A 24,252-nucleotide genomic window follows, 5' to 3' on the forward strand; every position below is an offset into this window, starting at 1 on the left:
GCCGGAATAGGATTTTTGCTTCACGGTCTGCTCCAGGCCGCAAGCTGGCAGTCAAGGTTAAAATGCCTTCTCTCCCTTGGATTGATGATGCTTATCTCCACCCGGCGGGCGAAAACAAACTGCTCATGGGAGGAGATACGCCACAAAAAATCTTTGATGGAGTCTATTTCTCCCCTGGCGCTTATGCCCAGAGCCATTTCACTGACCACCCCGTCATCCGTCCTGGGCAGCATTCTGATACTCATGATTTCCAGACCGCTTGCACCGGCCATATCGCTCACCAGGTCCTGCAGCCTGGCCTCGGCCAGGGCCGCAGTAGGGGCCTGAATAAACCTCGGGTCCAGCTCTTCATTGAAAAATACCTGCAACATCTCAAACTCCCGTCTGTTGTGTTCACCTCCGGCAACAAGCCGGGTCAGGTTGAAATAATGCATCTCCCGGCTCTGGATCCTGTCCTGCAGGGAGGTGGCCCGATCCTGGTAAACCTGCACAAGATATCTGCCCCCGGCCAGAAACATCAGTACCAGCATTATGATCACCAGTACTGCCCTGGAACCTGGCTGCCCGCGCACGGAAATATCCCTCAAAAAATTGATCAGCTCTTTGCTCCAGGACTTCATGGAGATACCACGGCCTCCAGGGAAAACCTGTCTCTTTCCCCTGTCCTAGTTACCGGAGCACTGAACCTGACCCTGCTGAAAAGAAAAGAGTCTTCCATGGCCTCCAGGACTGCCGTGGCCGAATCAGCTTCTCCCTGAATGTCCACCTGGGTTTCAAAACAGGCAAATGATGACAGCCAGGCCGTATCCGGAACTACCCGGGTAACTTCCGCCAGTATCTCCAACGCCTGGGGATAGGCTTTTTGCCTGTTGACCAGGGCTGTGATTTTTTCCTTAAGCTCCAGATTTTTCTCTGCCAGTTCTCTTTGTTCCTGCGCCATGTGGGCTGTTTCCGCGATTTTCTGTTCCAGTCCGGCCAGATATCTCTTATGGCCCAAATACCCGCCCAGAGGCCAGAAAGCCACGGCAAGCAGGAAAAATGCAAGCCCGATAACTGCCAGGTATGTTGCCATTTTTTGCTGCCTGCGTATCTTTAGAGGCAACACGTCAATACTTATGCCCTGCAGAAATTTATCCCCATGATCATCCCGGACATGGGCCAGATTCAGGGCAACAGCCTTCCCGGGTTTCAGGCCCATGCGGTCAAGGATTGCCCCTGCATCATCGCGTGCCCCCCACAAGTAAAGATCGGCGGGTAGATGGGGCATGCTGCTTAAAAGTTTTTCGGCCTCCTGAACAAACAAATCTTCATCCTCTGCCCAGGTATGCAGAAAGCCCCTTGCCCCGGAGTGCACCAGGATTTCACTGTAGCCGGCGCTCAGACTGACGTAGATGCCCTCGCCTTTTTTCCGGGCCCAGTAAAGAAGAGAAGGGAAAACCTCCTGAACTGTCATCCCGGCTGAAGCAGCAGCCTTCAAAAAGGCAGACAGGGCCTTATCAGGTATGGCCAGGGTGAAAATATCCAGGCGCTCCCCGTCTTCCCTGCTTTGATAAGTGATTCGGGCAGCTTCTGGATCATAGGGCAGATGACGCATCAGGGCGTATCTGACCGCTTCGTCCAGATTCCGGGCAGCCGCTGCGGGCAGGGTAAAAGAGGCCAGGGAGAAATGCCTGAGGGGCAGTCCCAGCATGCATAAACCTGCGGAACCGGAGGGCATGGAAGTTCGGGCCAGGCTTAAAACAGTGGACAGGTCGCCTTCAGGACCCAGATCATATTCCTGTTCAAATACCCCGGCAATACGCCCGGGCAGCCCCCTGCCCGCCCTGCGCACCAGGACCCTGTCCGGAAGTACGAAAATAATGCTCTCCCAGGTGCAAAAAGGAGCAAGCAACTTTTCCAGCAAAATTTGCCTCACAATTTCAATCCATGTGCCAGGCTGACTGCTCACTGTGCACAGGCAGACCGGATATTTTTGCTCCCTGTCTGCCGTCCTCAAGCAGAATAAAGGCACTCACCAGGGCCTGCCCTGATCCCTGAACAGTATAATACCTGCCCACTTCATCCAGGACGCCGGGGGGCAGTACCTCTCCAAGCTGGGCCAGCCTGCTTATGGGTTCCAGGTTTCTTTTGTCCACAATTTCCTGTACGGAGTCCGCGTCCAGACCGGCCAGGACGAATGTCTCCGGGGATGCGCTGTTTATATCCAAACTCTTTGCTTCTCCATAAACATGAAAAAAATGAATGAGTCCGGGATGATCATCTGTTCCGTACAGGAGATGCCTGTTCACTCCTTTGACCAGCAAAAGTTCTCGCATATCCTGAATCTGTGCGTTTTTGGGCAGATAGGGAGAGGGCAGGGACAGGTAATAATCCTTTTCCGCCCCGCCCGGTCTTTGCAGATCATCCTCATCAATCCAGTCCAGGATGGAATTGGCTGTAGCAGAAATCTCGGCGCTTCCCTGTACCCCGCAATGGCCAAGGATTTCCTCCAGCAAATAAAGCTGGACATTATTTATATTCAGCCGGCCGTGCACATCCCGGATCTGCACGGCCAGAGGCACATCTTCCACCCGGATCTCGTAAGGCTCAAAACGGGGATGCCACAGATCAAGACCTTCACCGGCAATGACTTCCCAGATTTCCCTGTTCTCCGCCAAAGCCCTGTTGGCCTCATACTTGAGGTATTCGTGCTTTCCCCGGGCCAGTCCGGAATACAACAGATGCTCCTGCTCCATTATCTCCAGGATATTTTGCACCTGAATCCCCTGCAGCCTGGAACTGGTGGCCGCATTCATGGCTACCACGGACAAGACCAGGGATACCCACAACACGGCAATAAGGATGAAGCCCTTGTCTTCTCTTGTTTGCGCAGATACTTTAAGTGCAAACCTAAAATGAAACCCGGGATACAGGCACATGAATAATATACTCCTGCCCTTCAAGCAGCAATGAAATCCGCACCTGACCTGGGAGTACATTCTCCACCCAGTGCCTATCAAAACTTATCTCATTTTCCTGCACGGAGCGTTCCAGGCCATGATCAGGCACCCCGGCAAAGGGAAAATACTGTTCACCGGTATAAAAGAACCCGGCCTCTATGATCCCTTCCAGCATAAGGATGCTTTTGCGCTCCATATGGCTGTCCGGACTGAAGCTCTCCCTGCTGAAGTCAGTTGCAGATCTGAAGGCAGTGGCTTCCTGAACAAAATCCGGAGACGGGCGGGAGGACTTGGACAGATACAGGCATTTCTCCTGTTTTTCCGGACAGACATCAACATACAGACAGGCAAAATAAAGACCTTCCCCTGCCCCGGATATACTGCCTGTCCCGTTGCTGGTGACGTAAAACATTGCGCCCGGTCCTCCGGCAAAAAGCAGAGCCTCCCCTTCCTCCCAGAAAATATTGTAGGGTACGGCCCGGGTCAGGTCGGCTCTCAAAAGACTTGTAGCCGCTTCCAGACGCAGGGTCTCGTCTTGCCGTCCGTGTCTGTCCTCCCAGATTCTCACGCCCATGGAGAATGCCTGGTACAGAACCAGGACCAGCATGGAGATAATGGTCATGGAGATGACCACCTCCAGCAGGGTAAATCCGGAGCTTTTGCCGCGTGACCGGGCAGAAAGGCAGTTATCTGAAGTGGGTCCTTTTAAACTCTTCATGAAAAAATCCCGGCTCATACCAGACATAGCGAACAATTCTGCCCTGACGTCCTCTGTCCATGGAGTATGCCAGAACATAGCGGTACAGTTCTCCGGGCAACCTTACTTCCTCGGGCAAGTCACCTCTTTTATGCACTGTTTCCACCGGCTCTATGCCAAGAGACCAGCTTAAACCAAAGTCTTCACCACTCCACGCAAATTCGCTGTCCTGTACATCCATGGCCATCAGCGCATCCATGATCCGCCTGATCTCTGTCACTTCCCGGACAACCTCAGCTGACCTGAATTCAAGTCGAAGACCAGCGGCAAGGACCTGAAAAAAAACACCCACCACCAGCCCGGCAATGACCAGAGCCACCAGCACCTCCATCAGGGTGAAGCCCGTTGGGGCACAGCGAGCCATAATTAACGTGCTCTTGCTCAATCTATAATATCTCGTAATTGTTCATCATCATAATTGGTTTTGCCAAAACAAGAGCCAACTCAAGGCGTGCTTAACAATAACAATACCTCTACACCAAGATTAAAAGATGCGGTTTGAATATTGCATTTTTAAGGACATAAGCCTTGAGTACGAAAAAAACGGACTTGGATAAATTGAATGCAAAAGCTGCAAACAGTTATGCAAAATCTACTCCCGGGCTACTGGATCAGAATGGGCATCAGTGTGTCGCATAAGCATCATAATTATCCAGCCACAGGGCCTAACTCACAGCAAGACAGAATATGCAGCGCATCCTTATAACCGGAGGAGCCGGATACATTGGCAGCCATGCAGCGGTGGTAATGCTGGAAGCGGGCCACGAAATCATTGTACTGGACAACCTGTGCAACAGTTCTCAGGAGTCCCTGCGCCGGGTGGAGCTCATCACCGGACATCGGCCGCAATTTGTTTACGGTGACATACGCGATGCGGAGATGTTGAAACGCATTTTTGCTGCACAAAAAATTGATTCGGTCATGCACTTTGCCGGGCTCAAGGCGGTAAGTGAAAGTCTGTCATGCCCACTGGAATACTACGACAACAATGTCGGGGGCACGGTTACTCTCTGCAGGGTCATGGCCGAATCAGGGGTGCACTGCCTGGTATTCAGCTCTTCGGCCACAGTCTATGGTGTCCCACCGTCCGTACCAATCAAGGAGGATTTTCCCGCGGGTGAACCAGCCAACCCTTACGGCCGCTCCAAACTGATGGTGGAAAAAGTGCTCACAGACCTTGCTGAATCAGACCCGCGCTGGTCGGTGGCCCTGTTGCGATATTTCAATCCTGTGGGTGCTCATCCTTCAGCACTGCTTGGGGAAGACCCAGACGGCATTCCCAACAACCTTGTGCCTTTCATCTCCCAGGTTGCTGTAGGCCGCCTGCCCAAACTGTCCATTTTCGGCAATGATTACCCCACCCGGGACGGTACCGGGGTTCGCGACTACATCCATGTCCTTGACCTGGCAAAGGGCCACTTGGCCGCGCTCATGGCCATGTCCGGAAAAAGCGGTGTCTTTACCTGGAACCTGGGAACCGGCAGAGGTTACACCGTCCTGGAGACCCTGCGGGCTTTTGAAAAGGCTGCAGGCAAGGCGGTTCCTTATGAAATTGTCCATCGCCGCCCAGGGGACATTGCCGAATGCTGGGCAGACCCGGAAAAGGCTCAACGGGATCTGGACTGGAAAGCAGATTATGGGCTTGAGGAAATGATGCAGGACGTATGGCGCTGGCAATCCATGAATCCTTATGGCTACCACGCGAAGCGCGTGGCAAGCCAGGCGAAGCGCGTGAACCGCTCACTCACTGTTCCTGAATCAGCCTGATCCGACCCAAAAGGGGATCACTGCGGGGTACGAATATCATCTCATCTGATTCCAAAAAAAAAATCAGCTACGCCCATGGAGCCGTCGGCATAAAAAAATGCCAGAACAAATTCTTCTGCCCCGGGATCTTCTGGCAGAACTATCCTTGCTCCATCCGGGACAGTGATGGACCTACCCTTGAGATTTTCTACAACCTCCCTGTCAGCCTTCACATACACACAGGCATTGTCTGTAGCGTTCACCACTGCACTGCTCCCCGCCGCACCCATAAACCTCCCCAATTCAGAGGCAAAAGCTCTGACTTCAAGGCTTTCCTGCTGACGGTAATTTATCCCCAGGTAAAGTCCCATACCCAGCGACATGATTATCAGCACCACCATGACTTCCAACAGGGAAAGCCCGGCTTTCCCGGAAAAACCCCCTTCTCTATAATTTGCCAATGCCCACTTCTCCTCGCCAGATCGCCCACTCTTTTTTATCCCACCCCCATACATCCTTCCCAATGGCTGCCCCGTGAAACAGCCCCAAAGCTCCCTGCCGCAAACAGAGTTTTCACCAGGGCCTTCCGCCCCATGCCCTATGCTCCATGCCCTATCAATTCTCCCAGCTCCTGATCTCGGCATCTTCGCCTTCACCTCCGGGCTGTCCGTCGGCTCCATAGGACAAAAGGTCGTAGTCTCCATGATCTCCCGGTGACTTGTAAACATATTCATTGCCCCAGGGATCAGACGGGATGTCCCTTGGCAGGTAAGGACCACTCCAGTTGTCAACTCCTGAAGGAGCGCGTCTCAAGGCCTCCAGACCCTGCTCAGTAGTGGGATATCTCCCTATGTCCAAACGGTAGGAATCCAGGGCAGTACCCAGAAGTTCGATCTGGGAACGGGCTGTACTCACCCTGGCCTCGTCCACATGCCTGAACAGCCTGGGTCCCACCAGGGAAGCCAGAAGACCCAGAATGATCATGACGATGATCAGCTCGATCAGTGAAAAGCCTGCCCTGTTTTTGCTCTTTATATTTGCTGTTTGGTTCATCAATTTATCCTCGCCTTCCTTAATACGATCATTTCTTCCCAATACCCTCTCCAAATTGCCCCATCACCCCCTCGCCCCGTCTTTTCCTTCAGCTCCATGCCCGATCCCCTCAGATCCCCATTTCATTCAGACTGAATACCGCCATAAGCATGGACACCACCATCACCCCTATGACCAGCCCCATGACCAGGATCACCGCCGGTTCAAAAATAGAGGTAAAGGATTTAACGGCCCTTCTCAGATCACGATCATACATATCTCCGACCTTTTCCAGCATAACGGCCATCTCTCCTGATTCCTCCCCCACGCGAAGCATATTAACAGCTAAGGGTGGAAAAATCCCATGCTGTTCCAGGGAGCCGGAAAGCATACGCCCCTGCTTGAGATCATCGTAAACAACTGCCAGCCTGTTTTTCAGTACAGTATTGCCCACCACGCCGCTGACTATGTTCATGGCCTCCAGTATGCTCACCCCGCTATTTAGAAGGGTGCCCAGGGTCCTGGAAAACCTGGCCAGTTCGAGTTTCAGAAAAATTGTACCCAGTAAGGGCAGCCGCATTCTCAAGCGGTCCCAAAAAAGCCTGCCCCCGGAAGTAGACCTTAGATATTTCAGCATAAGCAGGCATAAGACCGCACCAAGCCCTAGTGCCCACCAGTAATGAACAATAAAGTTGCCGCACCAGAGCATGACTCTGGTGGCCTGGGGCATCTCAATACCCATATCCACAAATATATCGGCGAACCTGGGAATAACAACCACAAGCATGACAAGCATTGAGGCTGCAGCGGTCAACCCAAGGATAGCCGGATATATCATGGATGAGACCAGATGTTCTCTCAGCCTGGCCATCTCGTTCATAAATTCTGACAAGCGCTCCAGTATAACATCCAGAATACCTCCGGACTCTCCTGCCCGGACCATATTGATAAATACTTCCGGAAAAACCTCTGGATGCTCTTCAAGGGCCTGGTACAGATGACTTCCCTCCCTGATGCGGCTGTGAACGTCTTTTATCACCCTGGCCAGCGACCTGTTTTCCGTCAGGTCACCCAAAAGGGCCAGAGATTTGTTCATAGTGATACCTGCCTTGAGCATGGCCCCAAGATGTTCGGTAAAGGCTGTCAGATCTTTAGTGCCTATCTTTCCACGCGCAAATGCATCCAGGCTGTGCAAATACAGCCAGGCATACTTTATTCTGTTCTGCGACCGGAATTCACTGTTTATGGCTTGCCTATCAAGAGGTTCAATAGACAAAGGGATCAGGTTTCGGGCATGCAGGCTGGCCGCCGCCTGTTTTTTGTCACTGGCATCAATCCTGCCCTGATGGACCCTGCCTTCTAAAGTTGATGCCCTGTATGTAAATTCCATCCAGCCGATTCCCTGTTTTGATAAAAAAGGGCTGACATAATTTCTGGAAAAGTACTGCCCCGAATACATTTGTTCAAAACCCCGGCAAACAGAGACAATTGAGCAAAATATATTCCAATCCAATCTATCCTGCTTTTAAGCAAAAGAGCAAGCATAAAGTTAAATCTACAATATGCAGACAAAAAGTACGGGAAAAACAGACACAGTATAAAGAATGAGTTCGCTATTCTAGAATATAATAAAAAAGTGTGTATAAATGAGGAGTTAATAACCATATCATTCTTATTCTTTTGAAGTTCATCTTTATGCTATCGAGATATCTTAAAACAACATGCATGAGAGGCATAACGAGATGTAAGAAAATGACAACAATTTGATTTTAATAGCTATTTACTATTTTTTTGGGAAAAAAGAATTTTTGCATTTGCTCTGTGAATAATGATGGCACGATAATTTCATTCACAAAATTATGAGGACGTGAAAATAATAATTGATTGCTGTTGATACACTTTTTGCGAATGGTTTCTGGAGAGAGCAATGAAAGCAATTATTCTGGCAGGAGGCCTGGGGACCAGATTGTCTGAAGAAACCACGGTAAGACCCAAGCCCATGGTGGAAATTGGAGGTATGCCCATTTTGTGGCATATTATGAAAATATACTCCGTGTATGGAGTAAATGAATTTATCGTCTGCTGCGGATATAAAGGAGAGGCAATCAAAGAATTTTTTGCAGACTACTTTCTCAAGCGCTCGGACATTACCTGCGACCTGAAGCATAACAAAATGACCATTCACCGCAATGACGTTGAACCATGGAAAGTCACCCTGGTGGATACAGGCCTGGAAACCATGAAAGGTGGGCGCATGCTCAAGGCCAGACAATACATTGGAAATGAAACCTGCCTTATGACTTACGGAGACGGGGTGAGCAACGTTGATATAACTGGATTGCTGGAATTCCACAAAAAGCAGAACGTCCTTGCAACCCTTACTGCTGTTCAGCCCCCAGGTAGATTCGGGGCATTCCGACTGGGCAAAGACCAGTATACCATATCCAGCTTCAAGGAAAAACCAGATGGCGACGGAGCATGGGTCAACGGTGGCTTTTTCGTTCTGGAACCTGAAGCACTGGACTATATTGAAGGCGAACATATCGACTGGGAGAACGAACCTATGGAGCGTCTTGCCGGAGAAGGAAAGCTGGCAGCCTATAAACACAGTGGATTCTGGCAGCCTATGGATACCCTGCGTGATAAAAACCTTCTGGAAAAACTCTGGCAGAGTGGCAAAGCTCCCTGGAAGGTGTGGTAAATGAACACAAAGTTCTGGGACAGCAAAAGAGTCCTTATTACAGGCAATACCGGTTTCAAGGGCAGTTGGCTGACTCTTTTGCTCCAGTCGCTGGGCGCTGAAGTAATCGGCTTTTCCCTGCCACCGCCTACAGAGCCCAGCCTTTTTGAATTAAGCCGGGCAGATCATGGTATTGTCATGGTCTATGGAGATATCCGGAACAGAAGCGTGGTGCAGGAAACCATGGACAGATACAGGCCGCAGATTGTGATGCACCTGGCGGCTCAGTCGCTGGTAAGAGCTTCCTACGAGAATCCCGTAGAAACCTATGATATCAACCTCATGGGTACTGTGCATATTCTTGATGCCATGAGAAACACTCCGGGAATAAAAGCTGCTGTCATGGTCACCAGCGACAAGTGCTATGAAAACCAGGAACAGGATCGACCCTACAGAGAAGAAGACCCCATGGGGGGATACGATCCCTACTCCAGCAGCAAAGGCTGCGATGAACTGATCATTTCCGCTTACAGAAGATCATATTTTTCAAATAACAACACAGCACTTGCCAGCGTTAGAGCCGGCAACGTAGTCGGCGGAGGGGACTGGGCCAAAGACAGACTGGTGGTGGATGCCATGCAGGCTTTTATGCACGGCAAGCCCCTGGTGCTTAGAAATCCCGATGCCGTACGCCCTTGGCAGCATGTACTGGACCCTTTATACGGCTATCTGATGCTGGCGGAAAAAATGTGGGAGCATGGTGCATCGTATGCCTCAGCCTGGAATTTTGGACCTGGCAGGGAAAGTTCGCAGTCTGTCTCGCAGCTTGCAAATATGCTGTGCAGGTTTTGGGGTAATGGGGCGTGCTGGGTATCTGACAAAGTCCCCAGCGACCAGCATGAGGCCAACCTTCTTCTTCTTGATGCACGCAAAGCCGAAATGAACCTTGACTGGTATCCGCAAATGGATGCCGCAACAAGTTTAGCCTGGACTGTAGAGTGGTACAGGGCCTACTCCAAGGGTGCAGACATGCGCGAGTTCACCCTGCAGCAACTTTCAGACTTTGCAGCACTGAGCAGATTCTATCCAAACCATGAACCACCAAAGAATAAAAAATATGGATTTTATCCCGACCACCCTTAACGGAGCATATCTGATCCGTTTAGAACGGCATAATGATGATCGCGGCTTTTTCAGCCGCACCTTCTGCCGCAGAGAGTTTGAAAAAATGGGGCTCAACAGTGAAATTTCCCAGTGCAATCTGGCATTTAACAATAAGGCAGGTACCCTGCGGGGCATGCATTTTCAAACCCAACCTTACAGTGAGGTAAAACTGGTGGGGTGTGTATCCGGTTCTGTATTCGATGTCATTATAGATCTCAGAGAGGAATCTACCACTTATTCCTGTTGGTTCGGGACTAAGCTTTCCGCAGACAACCTTGAAATGCTTTATGTCCCCAAGGGCTTTGCCCATGGCTACCAGACTCTGGTAGATAATGCCGCTGTATCCTATATGGTTTCAGAATCTTACTGCCCTGAATATGAAAATGGAGTGCGCTGGAATGATCCAGTACTGAACATATCCTGGCCCCTTGAAGTAATTACTGTCAGCAAAAAAGACAGTGCATGGCCCCTGCTAAACATTAAAAAACCAAAGGACGGTCCATGATTATCCTGGATACAGCCCTGAAAAAAAGACAACAGGAAAACAACCCGGTCAGGGTGGGTGTTATTGGGGCCGGCTATATGGGACGAGGAACCGTATTCCAGGCTGAAAGAGCTGTCCCGGGAATGAGAGTGTCCTCCGTATATAACAGGCATATAGATGAGGCTGCCAGGGCATACGAGCAGGCCGGAATCAATGACTTTTCTATTGTTGAAACTAAGAGCCAACTAGAAGATGCCATTGTAAAGAACAGGTATTCCATTACTGAAAATCCGGAACTTATCTGTCAGGCACAAGGCATAGAGGCAGTGATTGAAGCCACTGGAGAAATTGATTTTGCTGCAAAGTTATGTCTTATCGCTATGGAACATGGCAAGCATATCATCCTCATGAACGCTGAGCTTGATGCCACCCTGGGTCCTATTCTCAAGATTTATGCTGACCGGGCCGGAGTTGTTTTCAGTAATGCCGACGGGGATCAGCCCGGGGTACTCATGAACCTGATGCGTTATGTGCAAACCATTGGTTGCCGACCTGTTTTAGCTGGGAATGTCAAAGGACTTCATGACCCCTACCGTACTCCTGAAACCCAGAAAGGATATGCACGGAAATACCATCAAAAACCCCGCATGGTCACATCTTTTGCCGATGGTACAAAAATATCCTTTGAAATGGCGGTAGTGGCCAATGCCACAGGATTTAAAGCTGGTCAGAGGGGAATGTATGGCCCAGCATGCGCTCATGTCTCTCAGTCAGCACCCCTTTTTCCTCTTGATCAGATGCTCGACACCGGCCTGGTGGATTATGTCCTCGGGGCAGAACCGCCAGGAGTATTCGTCCTGGGTTATAATGACGAACCCCTTACCCGGCAATATATGGATTACTATAAAATGGGAACTGGCCCGGTTTATGTGTTTTATACACCTTACCATCTTCCATCAATTGAAGCGCCATTAACCGCTGCCAGGGCAGTATTGTTCAAAGATCCGGCCATCACTCCCATGGCAGGACCAGTCTGCGAGGTCGTCACCACAGCCAAAAGAGGTCTGAAATCCGGGGATGTTCTGGACGGTATAGGTGGATTCGACACATATGGAGTACTGGAAAACACCCCTGTAGCCATGGAACAAAACCTTCTGCCCATGGGTCTTGCCGGGGATTGCCGACTGAAGAGAGATATAAAAAAGGACCAGGTCATAACTTATAATGACGTGCAGGTACCTGCAGGCAGGGTTGGAGACATGCTTAAAAATGAGCAGCTTATATATTTTACTGATCGAAAAACTGCTCATCATCGGTCCGTGTCCGACTGGAAATCACTATCTTTGGATGAAAGATGTCTTGTTTGAAACAAACCGTCAACGTAAACAAGGCTGAATTGATGAAAAATTATATAAAAAAAATATTTGCAATGTTGGGAATCCTTTTGTTTAAGGTGCAAGGGCAAATCGAAGATCGCACCTTACCGACCTTTGCTACTTATCCCAAACGCCTGAAGATTAACCTCCCTAGAAATATTGCCAATCCCCAGCACATCTATATTGGAGACAACGTCAAATTTGGTCCGGGCTGCTTTCTTCTAGCTCTAACTGAATATCCCACCTCAAAAATGAGAAATTCTGAATTCAACAAGGCGACCCAGAAATTTAATCCAGTCATAAAGATTGGCGACAACGTAACTGCCACTGCTTATGTCCAGATTTCAGCATTAGAAAGAATAACCATCGAAGATGATGTCATGTTTGCATCCAACGTCTTTGTCGGTGATCATCAACACGGATATCAAAGTGCAGCTACACCATATAAGTATCAGCCAATATGGAAAATAAACCCCATCACCATCAAAAAAGGATGCTGGATCGGTCAGAATGTCATTGTCATGCCAGGGGTAACCATTGGAGAGTGTTCTATTATCGGAGCCAACAGTCTGGTCAACAAGGATATTCCTCCAAAATGCATTGCTGTGGGTTCACCCGCGACGGTTATAAAAAAATGGGATGATCAATCTCAAATCTGGATTAAATCTTGAGCATTAAATATAATAAAAAATGGTGAATATTGATATCACAGGCATAAGTACTGATGTGATGAATTGAATTGATATATTTATTTAATCTTTCACTACATATGGAAAAATAGAAATGAATACCTTTAATCACAGTGTTTGATGGTATGCGAAAAATCATAACTTGTTCAAAATAATTCATGTTTTTGATCAAAAAAAGCAAGATAATATTTTGAGTCAAATTTTTTTATGGCATTTTAATGGTATGTCGCAAGAAGCATCCTCTGCGCCTTCTCTGAGCTCATCCAAAAATACTACTATCTTCGGACATGGAGGATTATTGGAAGGGGGTTATTTGGAAGCAGCTGCAGGGAATTATAATTGTCATCAACCGGGAGGAATAGTTGTCGTTGATCAGACTGATAAAGACATTAAAAAATCAGATCATAACCTTCAATCCTGATTCCGTGAACTTGTTGCATAAACATTGCAATAACAATGCATTTTTTTTATTTACTTTATCCATAAAATTCAGTAGCTTCCATCACTAATGCAACTTTTTTGTAACTGCACTCAACAGGTGAAGGAGGCTATAATATTAAAAATATCTAAAGTGGTTAATAAGGATGACCTGCAGACAGGCCCGGCCGGACTGATTTTGCTGGGCGAAATGGTCAGGGCCGTAGAGCTGGACAAAATAGCTAAAGCCATTACTTCCGGTAATCCTCAGATAACCGCGGCAGATATCTTGAAAACCATGATCGGTCTTTTGAGCCAGGGCAAATCCGACTTTGATCACGCCAAAGCTATTATTGGTGACGAGTTCTTTATGAACTCCATGGGTATTGATCGTGTGCCTTCTGCTGAAACCTACAGGCAGAAGTTTCAGGAGCTGGCTTTGAACAATGATCTGGAGACTATTCTGCCCGAGCTTTCCATCAAGCTCTGGAAAAAGTCCGGGGTTGAAAATGAGTACATCGAGAAGGACCAAAAGAAGTGGGTGCGTGTGGATATTGACCCGGTCATATACGACAATGCCGACACCAAGAAAGAAGGTGCTGCCTATACCTACAACAACCAGTTCGGGTTTTCTCCAGTTTTTGCTCATTTTGCCGGGGGCTGGATGATCAATGCCAAGCTCTATCCCGGCAACTTCTCTACTCATAGCCCGGAAGCTATGGACTTTGTCCTGCAGAGCCTTGGTTTTAAAGACAGGATGGTCGAGGAGACCAAGCTCCTGGTGATGGATTGTGGCTTTGACAATCAGCAGATGCTTCAAAACCTTTGGAATCGCACGAATACCGACTTCCTGGTCAAGCACAACATAAGACGTGAGAGCCCTGAAAGCTGGCTTGAGGTAGCCAAGGAGAAGGGAGAACTGGTATTTTCGGACGAGAAGAAAGGGTATGACCTGTATCGAGGCAGCACCTATCGCCACATTGACGGCTGCGATGAGCCTGTGCGCCTTGTTTTCGAGGTCCGGGAAATCTTCAAGAAGAAAGGGCAGCTTTTGCTCATGCCCCAGGCCAAGGTGTTCAGTGTCTGGACCTCTCTTGACCAGGCCTTTTCTGACAAGGAAGTGCTCAAGCTCTACCGGATGCGGGGAATCACGCCGCATGGCGTGATGAACACTGCCTTTTTGCTTATGGGTATGCTGACCTGTCACGCCAAGGCGTGATTCAAAGTTATTGCACTGGATATGATCAGAAGGTCCTGGGACTTAAGAAAGCCATCACGCCTGTGGCGTGACTTAGAATCAAGACCGTGATGAGTCACGCCAGCGGCGTGATTGTCTTCATGTCCTGCCGCCTGGTGAAACATGCCCGGCAGCTGATCCTGCAGCTGGGATGTTCCAGGCCGTGGTTTGACTGGTTCGCCTCGCTGTTCACACGTCTCAAGCAGGCGTAAGGCCAGGAGGAGGCGCATGGATAAAACACCCAGGGAGTAGTGGGTCCAAAATCTGGAAAAATATGAATATTTGAGGCTTATCATGCTTATTTATCGCTAAGTGCCCTGTTTTTGCCCATGCCGGAAAGCTCGGATGGACCGTAAACACCATCCGGGGGGGGGGGGCTTCGCAGGGGTCTATGTATATAACGTCTCGGATTCAGGTAACTAATATTAATAAATTAAATTAATCAATCAACTTACCTTCATTACTATAATCACTATATAAATAGCATATTATCATGAAATCAATTATAAAGTAATTATTGATATTTCTTGGCGCAAAAATTGCTTAAAGTAAAAAAAGATATTGAGATTAAAACACTGCCGAGATTTGCTAACGGTCAAAGTAATTTGGTCATCAATTTTCCAAGAAACATATTAAATCCTGAATATATATTTAGGCAATAATACAGATTATCAATACTTTGAACCTTTAATCAAAATTGGTAATAATGTTAATGCTACATCGAATGTCATAATATCAGCGGTTAAGAAAATAAATATTGAAGATGATGTAATGTTTTCATCGAATATTTTTATAGGCGATCACATGCATGGCATAGATCAAAAAGGTATCGCATATAAATATCAAAAACTGACTAACATTCAAGAAATACATATCAAGAGAGGAAGCTGGATCGGGCACGGAAAAATAATAATGCCCGGGGTAACAATAGGAAAATATTCAATTAGTGGTGCAAATTGCGTTATAAACCGAGATATACCAGAATATAGTGTAGCAGTCGGTGCTCCAGCGAAAGTTATAAAACAATGGAATAGCAAACTTAATAAATGGACAAATTACGGAAAAAATTATGAATAATAATATTTATAGCAATCCTTTAATTAGTATTTTTACGCCTGTTTATAATTCAGAAAAGTATATTGAAGAATGTATTCGCAGTGTATTAAATCAATCTTATACAAATTGGAATTATACATTGATAGATAATTGCAGTTCCGATAATTCAAAAAAAATAATTAATAAGTACGTTATGAATGATTCAAGGATTAAACTATACTCCAACAAAAAGTATTTATCTCAGATAGCTAACTGGAACCAGGGCTTAAAAAAAATCGATAGAAATAGCAAGTACTGCAAGATAGTACACGCTGACGACTGGCTATACTCAGATTGTATTAAAAAAATGGTAGAAATAGGTGAAAAATATCCTAATGCCGGCATAATCAGTTCTTATAGGCTTGAGGAAAATAAGGTCAGCTTAGATGGCCTTGCACCAGACGAGGAAATAGTTTCAGGAAAAAAAATAGCAAAACTATATCTATTAAACTTGTTATACGTATTTGGATCACCTTCATCACTTCTTTTACGAACAGAAATAATCAAAAAGAATGATCCATTCTATGATGATAATAATATACATGCAGATACAGATGTTTGTTTAAAAATATTAAAGGATTGGGATTTAGGTTTTGTACATCAGGTCTTAACTTTCACTAGAAGACATAACGAATCTAACAGCAGCATTATAAAAAAGTATGACACCAGAATGATAGAAAGAGTAAAAACTATGAAAAAATATGGAAAAGACTTTTTAAGTGAATATGATTACAATAAAAGAATGACAAGGCTAACCAATAGCTATCACAGATTTTTAGCTAAAAAAATTTTTGAACTAAAAAACATTTCATACTGGAGATACCATTATAGTGAAATGAAAGCCGCAGACATTTCTATCAATTGGTATAAAGTATGTTTATATTTTATATTTCAGCTTTTCAGACCAATAGATACTTATCCATATATTATTAAAGGATCAAAAGATATGCATGCTACACAATTACGCAGAAGATAATAAGTCTTTGTATTTTATTTATTAATGTATAATTCATAACTATAATAAATGTTTTTTAGTTATAGATACAAAAATAATTGTTAATTTTAATTATTTAATAGGAAAATATGTGAGGTTTATGATGGTAAATATATGTGTGGGCGCATCTGCAGGTGGACATTTAAATCAACTAATTCTTTTGATAGATAATGCTACAAATTGGCCTTGTAAACCAGATTTATGCGTAACTACACATCAGCAGGTAGTTGGCAAGCTTAGCAATAAATATGGAAATACAGTCGTATTAGGTGACTGCAATAGAAATACTATTCTTGGCATCATTAATGTTCTATATAAATCTTTTCTCATAGCAAAAAAATACAAGCCTAAGGTCATAATATCTACAGGCTCACTCCCAATAGCAATATTTTGCCTCTGGGGTAAAATCATGGGTGCGAGAATTATATGGATCGACAGCATAGCCAATATTGATTCTCTTTCCATGAGTGGCAAGCTGGTCTACCGATTTGCAGACCTTTTTCTAGTCCAGTGGGAAGAGTTGGTTTCCATCTTTCCCAAGGCCAAGTACTCTGGAAAATTGATATGATACTGCTAACTCTGGGTACTTACCCCCTTTCCTTCGAGAGGCTTGTGAGGATTGTGGATCAGGGCATTGTTTCTGGTCAAATCAAGGAGGACATCTTCGCTCAAATCGGCTTTTCCTCATACATACCTAAAGCTATGAAATATGAGCTTATCATGGAAAAGCAGCATTTTGAGAACGTTTTGAGAAGTTCAACAGCCATTATCAGCCACGCGGGCATGGGCACTATTTCCTTGGCCTTAAGTGAGAACAAGGCACTTCTGGTTTTTCCTAGACTGGTTATGTACAAAGAGATGGTAAACGACCATCAGCTGTCTACAGCCAGAAAGTTTGAAGAAACGGGGCATGTTCTGGCAGCCTACACATCAGAGGAACTCTATGAAAAGATCAGGCTGCTAAAAAATTTTACACCCAAGCCAAGATATAGCAGTCCGGAAAGAGTATCTCGCTGCGTAGGTCGGTTTATGCAAAATATTAATTTAAACTGCGCACTTAAAAAAGAGGAACAGCAATGATAAACACTGCAGTGATTGGACTGGGCAAGATGGGTATTTCACACTGTGCCATTATCAATGCCCATCCAAAATTTAACTTGGTAGCAGTATCAGATACCTCCAGTCTGTTGCTTAGAGCTATAGAGAAGTTTTCAAGCTTTAAACCTTATTCAGACTATAGAAAAATGATTGAGCAAAATGTTCTGGACGCTGTATTTGTTGCCACTCCGACCAATATGCACGCCGATATGGTCATGTTTGCTCTGGAAAACAAAGTACATATATTCTGCGAAAAACCTTTGGGATTAAATGTGACCCAGAGCAAAGACATGGCGGATAAAGTCAAGAAATACAAACTTATAGGTCAGGTTGGATACCACAACAGATTTTTGAGCACATTCAATTATATGAAAAAACTTTTAAATAAAAGTTTGATCGGTGATATTTATCATTTTACCGGGGAAGCTTACGGCCCAGTAGTGGTGAAAGCTGAAAACAAAAAGACCTGGCGTTCAAGAAAATCTGAAGGCGGAGGATGTCTGTTTGATTACGCATCACATGTGATCAACCTAATTGAGTATGTTTTCGATAATATTCAGACAGTGGACTCTGTCATGCTCAAAAAAGTATTTTCTACGTCCATTGAGGATGCCGTATACGCAAGCCTAACTCTGACAAACGCAATCAGCGGTACTTTGTCGGTAAACTGGAGCGAGGAAACCTATCGCAAAATGAGCACCAGCCTGAAAGCTTGGGGAACCAAAGGAAAAATTATAGCAGATGCTCAAGAAATAAAAATTTATCTAAAAACACAAAGCTCAGAGTTCGGATTGGAAAAGGGATGGAATACCAGGTACATCACGGACTTCACTGCAGATTCCGGCTTTTACCTACGAGGAGAGGAATACTCCGCACAGGTCGACTATTTTGACTATAGCATAAAAAACAATCTTCAGGATAACATCAATTCTTTTGATCAGGCTTACAAAACCGACTTGGTCATTGATCTTATGGTTAACAATTTTAAAAGAGAGCGGGGAGATGGACAGAATATTACTGGGTGACAATCAATTTTTCGCAGTAAACCACCTTTCAGAGGAAAAAGCAAGGACTCAGGCAATCAGGTTTCAGAAAGACAAGGCGATTCTTGATGTGCTGGATAATGCCCTTAATCTGGGTATAACCACTTTCATGTGTACAACTCACGATAGAATGAGCGACATTTGCCGAATTATCAGAAAAAATCCAGACAAGTACTACAATCTGAAAGTATATCCATGTATGCCATACGCACATAAATATGCCAATGCTGTTACCGAACTGGGGACGGTTGGTGCCCTCAAGGAATATATGCCGGGCGGACTATTCTCTACATTGACCAGGGGTGGGTGGGCTTACCTGAATAAAGATTTCATCACCATGATGCAACTGCTTATAGACGTTGAGATGAAGATGTTCACCGGTCTGAAAACACCGGTGATTTTTCTACAAAACGTTCTCACTGATCTGTTGCTGGGCCTTGGCATGAAGGATGTGTTGAAGGCATTTCACGAGTACATTAGTTCCAAATTTCATGCTGAGGCTGGATACATTACTATGAATCTGCCCCGACTCCTGGATGTTCTTGAGGACGCGAAAATTGAAAACCCGATAATTTGCAGTTCAATTAACAAGATAGGTTTCAGAATGTGTGGGGGCAAAGATCTTTACGAGCAAACCATTGCCTCGGGAAGGTTCAGACCAGTGGCCATGCAGGTCCTGGCCGCAGGTGCACTCAAACCCAGGGAAGCATTTGAATATGTATGCTCCCAGCCAGGCATTGAATCCATACTTTTCGGGGCATCGTCCAAGGAACATATCCGAGAGTCAAGAGATATGATCCTGGAAATGTCCCGGGGCTGGAACCATGAAAGATGGGAACCTGGCATGGCTTTCAGGGAGAATGCCGTGGCGGATATTTGCAATTAATTTTTTCCATCGACATTCAAGATGGTTAGATCAACAGGAAAAGGATCGTGAAAAAAGATCTGAAGGACATCATGTTAGAGGGTAAGTCCAAAACTCCTCTCAAGGTATCCGTAATCATTCCAGTATATAACGACTCGTATAGACTGGAAGCCTGCCTGCGAGCTCTTTCCGTTCAAAGCTATCCGAAACATCTGTATGAAGTAGTAGTTGTGGACAACGGATCCAATGATCTTCCTGAAAAAGTGGCGGACTGTTACAAAGGGGTAATTTTGACTAAAGAAGAGAGGCCTGGATCCTATCAGGCCAGAAATAGAGGCATACATCTGGCCCAGGGAGAAATTCTGGCTTTTACTGACTCGGACTGTATACCAGATAAAGACTGGATTTCAGCAGGAGTCGCCTGTCTTGTGGAGGCAGAAAAAACAGGAATTGTTGGAGGCAGTATACAATTTTTCTTTAACGATAATCTTAATCCGAGTGTTCCTGAACTATACGACAGTATCACTTACCTTCAGCAGAAAGATGCCATTACGCTTAAAAAATTTGCAGCCACGGCCAACATGTTTACCTGGAAAGAGGTCATGCGCCACGCAGGTCTATTTGACGTTACCCTGAAATCCGGAGGAGACCGGGAGTGGGGTCAGAGAGCATCGGCTTTGGGCTATTATCTGGCTTACGCACCAGAGGCTGTGGTTCTACACCCGGCAAGAAAGTCATTTAGTCAGATCTACAAACGAAATATCCGGATCAATGGTGGCCACCATCAGCTCAGAAAAAGACTAAGAGAAGGCAAGTCGGACATCACTGTGTTGCTTAGTGAACTGGCCAGAGATCTTTGTCCACCTGTGCGCTTCGGTTTTAGAATTATCAATGATGAGCGGGTACCGGGTCTGCGGAACAAACTGCTTGTTACCTGCTTTCACATGCTGATCAAAATGGGCAATGCAGGAGCAAGAGTTAGTCATCAGATGGGTCGAGAGCCATCGCGGGCATGAAGCTATGAAACGCATTTTATATCTTAAAGCAGGCAATGCTGTTCAGGAGTATAAAGTACTCATAGACAGCGGACTGAACAAAGCTGGAGGATCAGAAAGCTTCCTGGCTGATTTCCTTAAGCTGGTCGGTGATAATCCAAGCCTGGTAATCTCCCTGCATACCGTGGACAACCATGACCAAAAAATAGTTGGTAAAACTTTGTCTATACATTCGTATTCAAGACTCGCTTGGGACTGGTTTGTGGCAGGAAAAAGGGCTGGTCGTTTTCTACGCCTAATAAAAAACTCCTGTCTTATCTTCATCCGGGTACTCAGGTTCAAGCCTGATGCAGTACTCTGCTGGTCAGGTTCTCTACCCTGCTGGGCGTGTTTTGTCGGAGCACGGCTTACCAAGTCTAAATTTATTTTTTCCAGACATATTACATTTACCACTGATGATATGTCAAAACTAAAAAGGTTTATGGGTGTTATGGACAGGCTAATTCTTAATAGAGCTGACGCAGTTATTGCCCATGGGCCATTTCTTCTGGAAGAATCCATTAAAGATGGTGTGCCACCGGAGAGAATCACCATGTTCGATTGTGTTTTTGATGAAAAATCAGTATGGTATAAAAAAAAACTATACCCTGGAAGTAGCATCAGAACTATGTTGAGTACGAAAAGATTCAACATACTTTATGTGGGCAGAATAGAGGCGGCCAAGGGAATATTCGACCTGCTTACTGCTTTTACCGGGATTATGGAAAAACATTCCAGAACCATGCTGTACTACGTTGGAGATGGCAACCACTTGCCCGCGCTGAAGAAAGAGATCTCCTCCAGAAGGATGAATTCCAGGGCAAAGTGTCTGGGAAGGATAGCACATGACCGACTACCAAAACTAATGAATATTGGACATTGTCTCGTTGTGCCCACAAGAATTGAATATCCCGAGGGAAGATGTATGGCGGCCATGGAAGGACTAATTGCCGGCCTTCCTGTGGTGGCCCCTGATTTTGGACCTTTTCCCTATTTAATAAAAGACCGGGGCAATGGACTACTTTTTAAACCTGACAGTCCAAAATCTTTAAAAGACTGCCTGACAAGACTTCTGGAAGATAAAGATCTCTATGGCCAGATCAGGCTGGGAGCTGCGGAAAGCGGACGTAAACTTCTGGAAAACAGAAATGGATATTTTATTACTTTAAAGAAGATAATTGGGTAAGTGACGTCAGTTACTTACCCCCCTTGAAACTCTATATACTGTGGCAGCCTAAACCTTGCTATGATAAAGATAACAGTAAGCATTCAGGAGGTGCCGAAACCGGCCAGGGGGCAGTCCCCGGGGACAGTCCCCAAGCCTAGGGCCTAGTGCCAGGGACTAAAACTGAGTACCCCCTGAATGCTTACAGATAACAAGAATGATTTCTGAGTGAAACACTAAAAAATGAAAACCTGGTACAATCTTTACTCTTTTTTTTCAGCTTCTGAAAAATGGAAATTCCTCCTGGTCTTGGCCATGATTCTAATCATGGCCCTGCTGGAGGTGGCAGCTGTGGCGTCCTTAATGCCTTTTCTGGCTGTTTTGGGAAATCCTGAAGCCATTGAAACCAATATCTGGCTAAACAAGGTCTATGTCACGCTAAATTTTTCAGATAAGGATGCATTTCTTTTCTTTTTAGGGATGGTTGTTCTATGCCTGCTTGTTGTAGGCAGTGCTTTCAAATCTCTGACCACATGGGCCAAATTCAGGTTTATCCATATGAGGGGCTATTCCCTTTCCCAAAAAATGTTACGGCACTACTTGAGCAGGCCTTATACTTTTTACTTGAATCGCAACAGTTCAGACTTGATAAAAAATGTTCTTTCAGAAGTAGACAATGTGATCCGAGGGATCATGGTTCCTGGAATGGAAATGGCCACCAGCATGATTGTTGTTGTTTTCATGGCCCTGCTTCTTTTCCTGGTGGACCCGGTACTTGTGTTCATAATTGTAACCATGCTCAGCCTGGCTTATTTGATAATTTACAAGTTCATAAGACACAAACTAAATGTCAAAGGCAAAGACCGCGTCACAACCAATATGGAAAGATATTCTATAACCCAGGAAGTGTTCGGAGGCATCAAGGATGTCAAGCTCTTAGGCCTGGAAAGCAAGTATCAGAAAAGATTCAGTCAACCGGCCAGAGAATTCTATTTGAAACTGGCATTCCAGGAAACTGCAGCCAAGCTGCCCAAATTTTTTATGGAAGCTGTAGTCTTTGGAGGGATAGTAATACTGGCCCTATATTTTCTCAATCGAATGTCAGGTCTGGACAGCATTTTGCCTGTTCTGGGCATGTTTGCCTTCGCCGGATACAAAATTATGCCTGCCCTGCAACAAATATTTTCAGCTCTTACCAAATTCCGGTTCAGTGCACCGGCCCTGGACTTGGTGCACAGAGAGTTGAATGACGTCAAGTCTAATGAAGTTCAGAACCACAAGCGTGACCAGAAAAATGGAATTAAAGCGCAACACACGATTATGCTCGATCATATATACTTTGCATACCCGGGATCAGCAAATAACACCATAAATGATCTCACTTTGCAAATCAGGTCTGGTTCAGTGGTGGGCCTGGTGGGTTCAACAGGTTCAGGCAAAACCACCCTGGTGGACATACTTCTGGGACTGCTTACACCTGACAGAGGCGAGTTCATGGTGGACAAGACCCTTATCACACCCAAAAACATCGCGAACTGGCAGAATATGTTAGGCTATGTACCCCAGAATATATATCTGTCCGACACCAGCGTGGCATCCAATATAGCCTTTGGCCTGCCAGACGAAGAAATAGACATGCAAAGAGTAGTATCTTCCTCATCGAAAGCCAAACTCCATGATTTTATCACTCATGAACTTCCCGGAGGGTATAATACTGTCGTAGGGGAAAGAGGGATCAGGCTGTCTGGAGGTCAGAGACAACGGATAGGTATTGCCAGGGCATTGTACAGGGAACCTCAGATACTTGTGCTGGATGAAGCCACCAGCGCTTTGGATAATATCACTGAAAAATCAGTGATGGAAGCCATTGCAGGACTTGAAGGCAATACAACAGTAATCATCATTGCTCACCGGCTGAGCACAGTAGAGCATTGTGACATGATTCATATCCTGGAACAGGGCCGGATCAAAACCTCCGGCACTTACGAAGAATTGCTTTCCAGAGACCATGGATTTCAGATGATGGTCATGGCCGCCAGAAGCCATGAGCATATAAATTGATTAACCCCTGTTCCCTAATGGCATGGTTGAGAAAAGCGGAATTTGGCCGGATACATGTCCGCTGGAAGCTATATTGTAAATTTCCCTCGGACGCTGTGCGGACTTGAAGCCTTTTTTTCTGATCAGCTGGTACTGCGCCTCATCAATGAACAGGTGGACGCGGATGATCAGGGCCAAATCAAAGTCGAGATAAATGAGGAATGAAAGGGATCGTCCATGGCCAATCCCCATGATCCCGATGCTCAGTACAATGGCCACAAAAAAGATATCGGGGTCAAGCTCAATACATAAGAAACCTGTGCACCTGACAAGGATACGCCTAATCCGCAAATTATCACCCATGCAGAGGTTACCCCCGCCAATATCTCGGACCATG

At 45.9% G+C, this 24,252-nt stretch carries 25 protein-coding genes and 2 pseudogenes; 18 read left to right on the top strand and 9 right to left on the bottom strand.

Translation table 11 applies throughout. The features are described 5' to 3' along the window. Positions 1-20 precede the first annotated feature (20 nt). From gspM to DTHIO_RS00605, 5 genes are read right to left on the bottom strand one after another with little or no spacing between them, the layout of a single operon-like run. Entirely contained in the window at positions 21-620 is a 600-nt protein-coding gene (gene gspM / locus DTHIO_RS00585) for a type II secretion system protein GspM (protein WP_008868419.1), read from the bottom strand. Beyond that, positions 617-1,903 (bottom strand): PilN domain-containing protein, encoded by a 1,287-nt coding sequence (locus DTHIO_RS00590; RefSeq protein ID WP_008868420.1) that lies wholly within the window; start codon positions 1,901-1,903, stop codon positions 617-619. The genes gspM and DTHIO_RS00590 overlap by 4 nt, the downstream gene beginning before the upstream one ends. A 16-nt stretch (positions 1,904-1,919) precedes the next feature. Then, the gene (locus DTHIO_RS00595) at positions 1,920-2,918 is read right to left on the bottom strand and encodes a type II secretion system minor pseudopilin (RefSeq protein ID WP_008868421.1); all 999 of its coding nucleotides are present in this window, start codon (positions 2,916-2,918) and stop codon (positions 1,920-1,922) included. Then, positions 2,890-3,657: a PulJ/GspJ family protein gene (locus DTHIO_RS00600; RefSeq protein WP_008868422.1), complete on the bottom strand. Its 768-nt coding sequence runs from the start codon at positions 3,655-3,657 to the stop codon at positions 2,890-2,892. The genes DTHIO_RS00595 and DTHIO_RS00600 overlap by 29 nt, the downstream gene beginning before the upstream one ends. Then, complete coding sequence (locus tag DTHIO_RS00605; RefSeq protein ID WP_008868423.1) at positions 3,626-4,060, bottom strand: PulJ/GspJ family protein; 435 nt, start codon at positions 4,058-4,060, stop codon at positions 3,626-3,628. Before DTHIO_RS00605 ends, DTHIO_RS00600 begins: the two co-directional genes overlap by 32 nt. Before the next feature lie 323 nt (positions 4,061-4,383). On the opposite strand from DTHIO_RS00605, the gene galE reads away from it, so the two are divergent. Further along, positions 4,384-5,463 carry a UDP-glucose 4-epimerase GalE gene (gene galE / locus DTHIO_RS00610; protein ID WP_008868424.1) on the top strand — a complete coding sequence of 360 codons (1,080 nt, stop codon included), beginning with the start codon at positions 4,384-4,386 and terminating at the stop codon, positions 5,461-5,463. A 41-nt stretch (positions 5,464-5,504) separates the two neighbouring features. Here galE and DTHIO_RS21915 read toward each other — a convergent pair whose 3' ends face one another. The 3 genes from DTHIO_RS21915 to DTHIO_RS00625 form a co-directional block, all read right to left on the bottom strand. Next, a complete protein-coding gene (locus DTHIO_RS21915) occupies positions 5,505-6,122 on the bottom strand; it encodes a prepilin-type N-terminal cleavage/methylation domain-containing protein (protein ID WP_208596353.1) in 618 nt (205 codons plus the stop codon). Further along, positions 6,058-6,495, bottom strand: a complete 438-nt coding sequence (gspG, locus tag DTHIO_RS00620) for a type II secretion system major pseudopilin GspG (protein ID WP_008868426.1) — start codon at positions 6,493-6,495, stop codon at positions 6,058-6,060. The genes DTHIO_RS21915 and gspG overlap by 65 nt, the downstream gene beginning before the upstream one ends. Before the next feature lie 109 nt (positions 6,496-6,604). Then, entirely contained in the window at positions 6,605-7,864 is a 1,260-nt protein-coding gene (locus DTHIO_RS00625; RefSeq protein WP_008868427.1) for a type II secretion system F family protein, read from the bottom strand. A 537-nt stretch (positions 7,865-8,401) separates the two neighbouring features. Between DTHIO_RS00625 and rfbF the strand changes: the two genes are divergently transcribed. The 17 genes and pseudogenes from rfbF to DTHIO_RS00705 all read left to right on the top strand — a co-directional run bounded on the left by rfbF (position 8,402) and on the right by DTHIO_RS00705 (position 23,876). Continuing rightward, positions 8,402-9,175 carry a glucose-1-phosphate cytidylyltransferase gene (gene rfbF, locus DTHIO_RS00630; protein WP_008868428.1) on the top strand — a complete coding sequence of 258 codons (774 nt, stop codon included), beginning with the start codon at positions 8,402-8,404 and terminating at the stop codon, positions 9,173-9,175. Then, positions 9,176-10,297 carry a CDP-glucose 4,6-dehydratase gene (rfbG, locus tag DTHIO_RS00635; RefSeq protein WP_008868429.1) on the top strand — a complete coding sequence of 374 codons (1,122 nt, stop codon included), beginning with the start codon at positions 9,176-9,178 and terminating at the stop codon, positions 10,295-10,297. Next, the gene (gene rfbC, locus DTHIO_RS00640; RefSeq protein ID WP_008868430.1) at positions 10,272-10,823 is read left to right on the top strand and encodes a dTDP-4-dehydrorhamnose 3,5-epimerase; all 552 of its coding nucleotides are present in this window, start codon (positions 10,272-10,274) and stop codon (positions 10,821-10,823) included. Before rfbG ends, rfbC begins: the two co-directional genes overlap by 26 nt. Further along, on the top strand, positions 10,820-12,169 hold the full coding sequence (locus DTHIO_RS00645; protein ID WP_008868431.1) for an NAD(P)H-dependent oxidoreductase: 1,350 nt from the start codon (positions 10,820-10,822) through the stop codon (positions 12,167-12,169). Before rfbC ends, DTHIO_RS00645 begins: the two co-directional genes overlap by 4 nt. Beyond that, positions 12,166-12,849, top strand: coding sequence for an acyltransferase (locus DTHIO_RS19340; protein ID WP_050775101.1), 684 nt, complete (start codon positions 12,166-12,168; stop codon positions 12,847-12,849). The genes DTHIO_RS00645 and DTHIO_RS19340 overlap by 4 nt, the downstream gene beginning before the upstream one ends. Before the next feature lie 160 nt (positions 12,850-13,009). Next, positions 13,010-13,288 carry a hypothetical protein gene (locus DTHIO_RS20895; protein WP_144311411.1) on the top strand — a complete coding sequence of 93 codons (279 nt, stop codon included), beginning with the start codon at positions 13,010-13,012 and terminating at the stop codon, positions 13,286-13,288. 87 nt (positions 13,289-13,375) lie between these two features. After that, positions 13,376-14,431: pseudogene (locus tag DTHIO_RS00655) on the top strand (IS1380 family transposase); the annotation flags it as partial. Positions 14,432-14,452: 21 nt separating this feature from the next. Next, positions 14,453-14,733, top strand: a pseudogene (locus DTHIO_RS23075) (hypothetical protein); the annotation flags it as partial. Between the two features lie 592 nt (positions 14,734-15,325). Beyond that, the gene (locus DTHIO_RS00665; protein WP_161598604.1) at positions 15,326-15,598 is read left to right on the top strand and encodes an acyltransferase; all 273 of its coding nucleotides are present in this window, start codon (positions 15,326-15,328) and stop codon (positions 15,596-15,598) included. Next, complete coding sequence (locus tag DTHIO_RS19345; RefSeq protein ID WP_008868434.1) at positions 15,591-16,592, top strand: glycosyltransferase family 2 protein; 1,002 nt, start codon at positions 15,591-15,593, stop codon at positions 16,590-16,592. The genes DTHIO_RS00665 and DTHIO_RS19345 overlap by 8 nt, the downstream gene beginning before the upstream one ends. A 118-nt stretch (positions 16,593-16,710) precedes the next feature. After that, complete coding sequence (pssD, locus tag DTHIO_RS19350; protein ID WP_050775103.1) at positions 16,711-17,178, top strand: PssD/Cps14F family polysaccharide biosynthesis glycosyltransferase; 468 nt, start codon at positions 16,711-16,713, stop codon at positions 17,176-17,178. A gap of 53 nt (positions 17,179-17,231) precedes the next feature. Then, complete coding sequence (locus DTHIO_RS19355) at positions 17,232-17,690, top strand: glycosyltransferase (protein WP_161598605.1); 459 nt, start codon at positions 17,232-17,234, stop codon at positions 17,688-17,690. Next, positions 17,687-18,733, top strand: a complete 1,047-nt coding sequence (locus DTHIO_RS00685; RefSeq protein ID WP_008868437.1) for a Gfo/Idh/MocA family protein — start codon at positions 17,687-17,689, stop codon at positions 18,731-18,733. The genes DTHIO_RS19355 and DTHIO_RS00685 overlap by 4 nt, the downstream gene beginning before the upstream one ends. Before the next feature lie 217 nt (positions 18,734-18,950). Then, on the top strand, positions 18,951-19,637 hold the full coding sequence (locus tag DTHIO_RS00690) for a hypothetical protein (RefSeq protein ID WP_208596354.1): 687 nt from the start codon (positions 18,951-18,953) through the stop codon (positions 19,635-19,637). Positions 19,638-19,684: 47 nt separating this feature from the next. Next, on the top strand, positions 19,685-20,632 hold the full coding sequence (locus DTHIO_RS00695) for a glycosyltransferase family 2 protein (protein ID WP_008868439.1): 948 nt from the start codon (positions 19,685-19,687) through the stop codon (positions 20,630-20,632). A 4-nt stretch (positions 20,633-20,636) separates the two neighbouring features. Beyond that, positions 20,637-21,836 carry a glycosyltransferase family 4 protein gene (locus DTHIO_RS00700; protein ID WP_008868440.1) on the top strand — a complete coding sequence of 400 codons (1,200 nt, stop codon included), beginning with the start codon at positions 20,637-20,639 and terminating at the stop codon, positions 21,834-21,836. 222 nt (positions 21,837-22,058) lie between these two features. Further along, positions 22,059-23,876, top strand: coding sequence for an ABC transporter ATP-binding protein (locus tag DTHIO_RS00705; protein WP_008868441.1), 1,818 nt, complete (start codon positions 22,059-22,061; stop codon positions 23,874-23,876). On the opposite strand, the gene DTHIO_RS00710 is transcribed toward DTHIO_RS00705, so the two are convergent. Further along, positions 23,877-24,251 carry a hypothetical protein gene (locus DTHIO_RS00710; protein WP_008868442.1) on the bottom strand — a complete coding sequence of 125 codons (375 nt, stop codon included), beginning with the start codon at positions 24,249-24,251 and terminating at the stop codon, positions 23,877-23,879. It abuts the gene before it with no gap. Position 24,252: the final 1 nt, after the last annotated feature.

The organism is Desulfonatronospira thiodismutans ASO3-1 (assembly GCF_000174435.1).
GTDB classification, from domain to species: domain Bacteria; phylum Desulfobacterota; class Desulfovibrionia; order Desulfovibrionales; family Desulfonatronovibrionaceae; genus Desulfonatronospira; species Desulfonatronospira thiodismutans.

Bases quoted from the DNA above. Each gene is read 5' to 3' on its own strand.
- rfbC (WP_008868430.1), top strand. From the start codon at position 10,272: ATGGATTTTATCCCGACCACCCTTAACGGAGCATATCTGATCCGTTTA.
- DTHIO_RS21915 (WP_208596353.1), bottom strand. From the start codon at position 6,122: ATGGAGCCGACGGACAGCCCGGAGGTGAAGGCGAAGATGCCGAGATCA.
- DTHIO_RS00710 (WP_008868442.1), bottom strand. From the start codon at position 24,251: ATGGTCCGAGATATTGGCGGGGGTAACCTCTGCATGGGTGATAATTTG.
- rfbG (WP_008868429.1), top strand. From the start codon at position 9,176: ATGAACACAAAGTTCTGGGACAGCAAAAGAGTCCTTATTACAGGCAAT.
- DTHIO_RS00690 (WP_208596354.1), top strand. From the start codon at position 18,951: ATGCCATACGCACATAAATATGCCAATGCTGTTACCGAACTGGGGACG.
- DTHIO_RS00700 (WP_008868440.1), top strand. From the start codon at position 20,637: ATGAAACGCATTTTATATCTTAAAGCAGGCAATGCTGTTCAGGAGTAT.
- DTHIO_RS00595 (WP_008868421.1), bottom strand. From the start codon at position 2,918: ATGTGCCTGTATCCCGGGTTTCATTTTAGGTTTGCACTTAAAGTATCT.
- DTHIO_RS00625 (WP_008868427.1), bottom strand. From the start codon at position 7,864: ATGGAATTTACATACAGGGCATCAACTTTAGAAGGCAGGGTCCATCAG.
- gspG (WP_008868426.1), bottom strand. From the start codon at position 6,495: ATGAACCAAACAGCAAATATAAAGAGCAAAAACAGGGCAGGCTTTTCA.
- DTHIO_RS00685 (WP_008868437.1), top strand. From the start codon at position 17,687: ATGATAAACACTGCAGTGATTGGACTGGGCAAGATGGGTATTTCACAC.
- pssD (WP_050775103.1), top strand. From the start codon at position 16,711: ATGATGGTAAATATATGTGTGGGCGCATCTGCAGGTGGACATTTAAAT.
- DTHIO_RS19345 (WP_008868434.1), top strand. From the start codon at position 15,591: ATGAATAATAATATTTATAGCAATCCTTTAATTAGTATTTTTACGCCT.
- gspM (WP_008868419.1), bottom strand. From the start codon at position 620: ATGAAGTCCTGGAGCAAAGAGCTGATCAATTTTTTGAGGGATATTTCC.
- DTHIO_RS00665 (WP_161598604.1), top strand. From the start codon at position 15,326: ATGCATGGCATAGATCAAAAAGGTATCGCATATAAATATCAAAAACTG.
- DTHIO_RS00645 (WP_008868431.1), top strand. From the start codon at position 10,820: ATGATTATCCTGGATACAGCCCTGAAAAAAAGACAACAGGAAAACAAC.
- DTHIO_RS00605 (WP_008868423.1), bottom strand. From the start codon at position 4,060: ATGGCTCGCTGTGCCCCAACGGGCTTCACCCTGATGGAGGTGCTGGTG.
- galE (WP_008868424.1), top strand. From the start codon at position 4,384: ATGCAGCGCATCCTTATAACCGGAGGAGCCGGATACATTGGCAGCCAT.
- DTHIO_RS00705 (WP_008868441.1), top strand. From the start codon at position 22,059: ATGAAAACCTGGTACAATCTTTACTCTTTTTTTTCAGCTTCTGAAAAA.
- DTHIO_RS00600 (WP_008868422.1), bottom strand. From the start codon at position 3,657: ATGAAGAGTTTAAAAGGACCCACTTCAGATAACTGCCTTTCTGCCCGG.
- rfbF (WP_008868428.1), top strand. From the start codon at position 8,402: ATGAAAGCAATTATTCTGGCAGGAGGCCTGGGGACCAGATTGTCTGAA.